Here is a 5942-nt window from a genome sequence, read left to right on the forward strand (position 1 = left end):
CTGGGGCTGCTGCCCGTAGGGACCGTGCGGAGTCGGAGGCGGCCCGTACGGACCCTGCGGTGGCATGCTCATGCGCTCACGTTACGTCACCGACGCGAACAGGAGTTCGTTTTACGGGCCATCACCTGCGGGCCGGAGGATTCGCCCCGTCAGCTCAGCGGTTCCCGTCGCAGGCGCCACTCGGCGGGGACCCCCTCGATCCCGGTCGCCGCCCCGACCACGCCCCCGGTGATGGCACAGGTCGTGTCCACGTCGCCGAACCCCTCGGCCGGCGCCCACAGCGCCTGCTCCAGGTCGCCCGGGTGCCGGGCCGCGGTCCACAGCGCGAACGGCACCGTGTCGTCGGCCCTGATCCGCTGCCCGTTGCCCAGGAGGTCGGCGGCCTTCCAGGGCTCCGTGGTGAACGGCACCTCAGCGGCGCGGAGCACGCCCTCCCTCACCAGCCCCTCGGGCGTGCGCGCGGCGACTGCGTCCAGCGTGAACTCCCCACGCACCGAGAGCGCCGCCGCGACAGCCACCGCCACCGCGCCGGCCACACCTTCCGGATGGGAGTGGGTGACCTCCGCCGAGAGCCGGGCCTGGTCCGCGGCGTGGCCGATGTCCGCGTGGAAGCGGGCCCCGAGCGGCGCGACGCGCATCGCGGCGCCGTTGCCCAGGCTTCCGCCCTCGAACAGCCCGGGGGCCAGGGTGCGCCAGTCGCCCGGCGAGGCCGGGCATGCCGTGCCCGTACCCACGGGCCCGGTCCGCCTCGAACGCCAGGGCGTAGTACAGGGCGAGGCGGTCCTGTACCACCTGCCCGTACTCGTCGAGGACCCGTTGCAGGGCGAGCGCCAGCGCGGTGTCGTCGGTCCAGTGCCACACGGGCTCGTGCGGGGTGCGGCGCGCCCGCACCTCGGCGTACGCCTGCCGGGGCGGCCGGAAGAGCGGGAACCAGCGCTCCCCGAAGGCGTCACCGAGCGCGAGCGCTTCGAGACTGCGGCGCGCCGCTGCTGAATCAGCTTTACCAGGACGGGAGTTCATGCTCCCCATACTCCGGCCCGCACACTCGGTACGTACACCGGATATGAGTATGCGTGCTCATGATCATCCTCTCCGGCCACGGCAGGCTGGACCCGTCAGCAACACACCAGAGGAGAGCCCCACCATGCGCACCGCCAACAGACTCCGCACCACGCTCGGGCTCGCCCTGGCCGGCGTCACGGTCGCCGTGCTCACCAGCGCCTGCTCCATCCAGGACGCCGTGTGCGGGAACGACGAGTACCCGGTCCTGGCCGTGGGGAGCGCCGGCAGTGCCTGCGTGCCCGACGGCGAGGAGCCGCCCAAGGGCTACGCCCGCTACCCGGAGGGCAAGGTTCCTGAGCGGGTGGACGACAAGTGGTACACCTACTGGAACACCCGGACCATCGACGAGAACGGCAGGACCATCGAGATCCCCGAGGAGAACTAGGGTCTTTCGTCCGGACCGTACTGGGCTCGCGCGCCCCGGCCACCGCCCTCCGCGACCGCCTCCGCGACCTCCGCGACCCGCGCCTGCTCCTCCACGGCGAAGCGGTCCCGGTCCAGTTGCTCGGCTATCTCCTCGTCCTGGGCCATCAGAAGGTCCAGGTTCGAGTCGCCCAGCTCGAAGACGCCCATGTCGACGTAGGCCTTCTGGAGCCGCGTGCCCCAGAGGCCGATGTCCTTGACACAGGGGACGATCCGGCTGAACAGCAGCTTCCGGAAGAGCTGCAGGTACTCCGAGTGCTCGGAGAGCTCCTTGGCCTCCTGCTTGCCGATGCCGAAGTTCTCCAGGACCTCGACGCCGCTGAGGCGGTCGCGCATCAGGTAGCACCCCTCGATGACGAAGTCCTCGCGCTCCCGCAGTTCGGCGTCGCCCAGCTGCTTGTAGTAGTCGCGCAGCGCCATCCGCCCGAAGGCCACGTGGCGGGCCTCGTCCTGCATGACGTAGGCGAGTATCTGCTTCGGCAGCGGCTTGGTCGTGGTGTCCCGGATCATGCCGAACGCGGCGAGTGCCAGCCCTTCGATGAGGACCTGCATGCCGAGGTAGGGCATGTCCCAGCGGGAGTCGCGCAGGGTGTCGCCGAGCAGCCCCTGGAGGTTGTCGTTGACCGGGTAGAGCATTCCGATCTTCTCGTGCAGGAAGCGGCCGTAGATCTCCGCGTGCCGCGCCTCGTCCATCGTCTGGGTCGCTGAGTAGAACTTCGCGTCCAGGTCGGGGACCGACTCCACGATGCGGGCGGCGCAGACCATGGCGCCCTGCTCACCGTGCAGGAACTGGCTGAACTGCCAGGATGTGTAGTGCTTGCGCAGCTCACCACGGTCCCGGTCGGTCATCTTCGCCCAGTGCGGCGTCCCGTGGAGCGGGAGTGCCTCGTCCGGGGTGCCGAGCGGATCGGCGGGGTCGACCTCCAGACTCCAGTCGATGCGCTTGTTGCCGTCCCACTGCTTGTCCTTGCCCTTCTGGTACAGGGCGAGGAGGCGTTCACGGCCGTCGTCGTAGTCCCAGTTGAAACGCGCGGCTCCTGTAGCAGGGACCTGCCACGTCGGCGCCGGGGGCGGGGTGATGTAGAGGTCGTGTGTCGACACGGAGAGCTCCTTCGCGCGGCGAGGATCGTATGTTCCGTGGTGCTGACGTCAGTTGGCAGGTTCACACGTTGGTAGACGTGGAGTCAACAAGTCGCGCACAGGGGATTGACTGCCTTGCTGACAAGCAGTCTCATACTCGGTGAGCAGAGAAACGACCGCCGGTAACCCATGTGCGAGGGGCCCACAGCCATGACGACAGTGACCGACGAGGACATCCAGGCGCTGCGTGACGCGCTCGGCCCGCTCAAGGACCGGGAGCAGGTCGCGGCCCGTCTGCTCGAGGCCTCGGCCAAGCACTCCTTCGACCCGGACACCGAACTCGACTGGGCCTCCCCCGTCGAGGAAGGCAAGTGGTTCTGGCCCCCCGAGCTGGTCTCCCTCTACGACACCCCGCTCTGGCGGAAGATGCCGGAGGACCAGCGCATGGAGCTGGCACGCCACGAGGCGGCGTCGCTGGCCTCGCTCGGCATCTGGTTCGAGATCATCCTCATGCAGCTGCTCGTCCGCCACATCTACGACAAGTCCGTGACGAGCAAGCACGTCCGCTACGCCCTCACCGAGATCGCCGACGAGTGCCGGCACTCGATGATGTTCGCCCGCATGATCGAGTGGGGCGGGGCACCCAGCTACCCGGTCCCCCGGCGCTACCACAACCTGGCGCGGGTACTGAAGACCATCTCCACCACGCCCGGTTCGTTCGCCGCGACCCTGCTCGGTGAGGAGATCCTGGACTGGATGCAGCGGCTCACCTTCCCCGACGAGCGCGTCCAGTCGCTCGTACGCGGAGTGACCCGCATCCACGTCGTCGAGGAGGCCCGCCACGTGCGCTACGCACGTGAGGAGCTGCGCCGCCAGATGGTGACCGCCCCCGCCTGGGAACGGCGTATGACCAGGCTGAACTGCGGCGAGGCGGCGCGCGTCTTCTCCGTGTGCTTCGTCAACCCGCAGGTGTACGAGAACGTCGGACTGGACCGCCACGAGGCCGTCGCCCAGGTGAAGGCGAGCGGCCACCGGGCCGAGGTCATGCAGACGGGGGCGAAGCGGCTCACGGACTTCTTCGACGACATCGGGGTGCTGGGCGGGGTGGGGCGCAGGCTGTGGAAGAGCTCCGGTCTGCTGGCCTGAGGCCGCGCCCCCTTCCGGAGGGAGCGCTTAGGCTTCGGAGTATGACCTCCGCACCCGCAGCACCGCCGGCCCGCGCATACCGACGGCTCGGTGTCGAGGAGCGCCGCGCCCAACTGCTGGGCGCGGCACTCTCCCTCTTCGCCCACCGGGCACCGGACGACGTCTCGATCGACGAGGTGGCGGCGGCGGCCGGGGTCTCCCGTCCGCTGGTCTACCGCTACTTCCCGGGCGGCAGGCAGCAGTTGTACGAGGCCGCCCTCGGATCGGCCGCCGACCAGCTCACGCTCTGCTTCGCGGAACCCGCCGCCGGCCCGCCCACCGAGCGGGTCAGCCGGGTCCTGGACCGTTACCTCGGCTTCGTCGACCAGCACGACGCCGGCTTCAGCGCGTTGCTGCGCGGCGGCAGCGTGGCGGAGACCTCGCGCACCACGACGATCGTGGACGGCGTACGCCGGTCCGCGGCCGAGCAGATCCTGCTCCACCTCGGCCGTGGCAACGGTCCGGGCCAGAAGCCCGCGGGGCCCCGGCTGCGGATGATGGTGCGCACCTGGATCGCCGCCGTCGAGGCGGCGTCCCTGATCTGGCTGGACGAGGAGAAGCAGCCGCAGGCCGCCGACCTGCGGGCCTGGCTCGTCGACCATCTGATGGCCCTGCTCGCGGCCACCGCGGCCTCGGACGAGGAGACGGAGGCGGTGGTGGCGGAGCTGCTGAGCCAGGAGACCTCCGACGGCCCCGCCGGGCGGCTCGCGACGCTGATCATCCCGGTGGCGGGGCACGCGGCGCACCTGCTGCCGCCCGGCTGAGGGGTCCTGGGTGACACTGGCCGGGTGAAAAGCGAGAACACGCCCTTCCGCGGCGGCCCCCTGGACGGCCGGGTGCTGCCAGTCCTGCTCGGGCCGACCGGCCATCCCCCCAAGTGGTACGAGGTCCCGGTGCCGGACGCCGACGGCGGCCCCGACACCGTCCACGCCTACCGGCGCGCCCCGGCGGGCTACTCGAAGCGGCTCGGGCTGCAGCGCGGCTGGGTGTACGAGTACGTCCCCGACGGCCGTGAGCGCTTCACCCCCAAGTGGCCCTGGAACAGCTCCCGAAGCGGGTCCTGAGCCTCTCTCCCGCACCCTCGCCCGTAAGATCGGCGGCAGGTGCCGAGGGCACGGTCACAAGGGGGGTGCGCCATGGAGGCGCTGCGTCAGGACGATCCACGCCGCTTCGGCCCGTACACCGCGCTGGCACGCTTCCGCGAGAGCGCGAGCGCCGTGCACTACCTGACCCGGAGCTCGGACAGTGAGGAAGTCGTCGTGGTCACGGCGGCCCGGCCCGCCCTCGCCTCCGTACCCGCCTTCGGGCGCCGTTTCCGGTCCGAGGCCCGCACCGCCGAGCGGCTGGCCGGTGGCTGGGTGCAGCCGCCGCTCGCCTCTCCGGAGGACGACGGGCTGTGGACGGCCACGGCCTATGTGCCCGCGGTGACGCTCGCCGAGGCGATCGGCCTCGCCGGTCCGCTGCCCGAGCGTGCCGTACGGATACTGGGCGCGGGCCTGGCCGAGACGCTCTCCCGGGTGCACGCCACCGGAGCCGTGCTCCAGGGGCTGGCGCCGGAGACGGTGCTGCTGGCCGAGGACGGCCCCCGGCTCACCGCGTTCGGGCCCCTGGGCGCCGCGGCCTCCGCCGAGGCCCGCGAGGGCGGGCAGTTGTCGGTGCGACTCGGCTACCTCACCCCCGAACAGGTCGAGGGCGAGGAACCCGGCCCGGCGTCCGACCTGTTCGTCCTCGGCCTGCTGCTGGCGTACGCGGCGACCGGGGCGACCCCGCTCGCCGCCGGGCCCGTGGAGGAGGCGGCGGAACGGATCGCGCACGGACCGGCCGAACTCGACGGCGTGCCCGGCGGGTTGCGCGCGCTGATCGCGAGCTGCCTGGCGAAGGACCCGGACGACCGGCCCGGCGCGGGATCGGTGGCCGCGGAGCTTGCGCTGGAGGGCGCGGCGGGCCTCGCCAAGGGCGGCTGGCTGCCCGGGCCGCTGTCGGCCGCGGTGACGGACCAGGCGGCACGCGTACGGGCCCTGGAGGCGCCCCCGGAACCGGTGGCCCCGGCCCGGGACGAGGTGCCCGCGGACGGCGTAACGCCCGTGAGCGGAGCGCGGGAGAGCGGAGACGTCGGCCAGGACAGCCGGACCACCCGCATCCTGGGGGCCGGGGCACGCGGACCGCGGTCCGACCGGGCGACGGCCCCCAGG

6 protein-coding genes and 1 pseudogene are annotated in these 5942 nt (G+C 71.7%); 5 read left to right on the forward strand and 2 right to left on the reverse strand.

Translation table 11 applies throughout. The features are described 5' to 3' along the window. Nucleotides 1-149: 149 nt before the first annotated feature. Nucleotides 150-1020, reverse strand: a pseudogene (locus BFF76_RS28935) (ADP-ribosylglycohydrolase family protein). Between the two features lie 124 nt (nt 1021-1144). Here BFF76_RS28935 and BFF76_RS28940 point away from each other — a divergent pair. After that, the gene (locus BFF76_RS28940) at nt 1145-1447 is read left to right on the forward strand and encodes an SCO0607 family lipoprotein (RefSeq protein WP_065849402.1); all 303 of its coding nucleotides are present in this window, start codon (nt 1145-1147) and stop codon (nt 1445-1447) included. On the opposite strand, the gene BFF76_RS28945 is transcribed toward BFF76_RS28940, so the two are convergent. Continuing rightward, complete coding sequence (locus tag BFF76_RS28945; RefSeq protein WP_065849403.1) at nt 1444-2586, reverse strand: ferritin-like domain-containing protein; 1143 nt, start codon at nt 2584-2586, stop codon at nt 1444-1446. The two genes, BFF76_RS28940 and BFF76_RS28945, sit on opposite strands and share 4 nt — an antisense overlap. Before the next feature lie 189 nt (nt 2587-2775). Between BFF76_RS28945 and BFF76_RS28950 the strand changes: the two genes are divergently transcribed. From BFF76_RS28950 to BFF76_RS28965, 4 genes are all read left to right on the forward strand, one after another. Continuing rightward, the gene (locus tag BFF76_RS28950; RefSeq protein WP_031091443.1) at nt 2776-3711 is read left to right on the forward strand and encodes an AurF N-oxygenase family protein; all 936 of its coding nucleotides are present in this window, start codon (nt 2776-2778) and stop codon (nt 3709-3711) included. A gap of 41 nt (nt 3712-3752) precedes the next feature. Next, the gene (locus BFF76_RS28955; protein WP_053930480.1) at nt 3753-4514 is read left to right on the forward strand and encodes a TetR/AcrR family transcriptional regulator; all 762 of its coding nucleotides are present in this window, start codon (nt 3753-3755) and stop codon (nt 4512-4514) included. Nucleotides 4515-4538: 24 nt separating this feature from the next. Then, a complete protein-coding gene (locus tag BFF76_RS28960; RefSeq protein WP_065849404.1) occupies nt 4539-4814 on the forward strand; it encodes a hypothetical protein in 276 nt (91 codons plus the stop codon). 72 nt (nt 4815-4886) lie between these two features. After that, on the forward strand, nt 4887-5942 hold a 1056-nt coding region (locus tag BFF76_RS28965; RefSeq protein ID WP_420877232.1), incomplete at its 3' end, for a protein kinase domain-containing protein.

Origin of the sequence: Streptomyces mutomycini, assembly GCF_001700505.1 — a bacterium.
Lineage (GTDB): Bacteria > Actinomycetota > Actinomycetes > Streptomycetales > Streptomycetaceae > Streptomyces > Streptomyces mutomycini.

Bases quoted from the DNA above. Each gene is read 5' to 3' on its own strand.
- BFF76_RS28940 (WP_065849402.1), top strand. From the start codon at position 1,145: ATGCGCACCGCCAACAGACTCCGCACCACGCTCGGGCTCGCCCTGGCC.
- BFF76_RS28955 (WP_053930480.1), top strand. From the start codon at position 3,753: ATGACCTCCGCACCCGCAGCACCGCCGGCCCGCGCATACCGACGGCTC.
- BFF76_RS28950 (WP_031091443.1), top strand. From the start codon at position 2,776: ATGACGACAGTGACCGACGAGGACATCCAGGCGCTGCGTGACGCGCTC.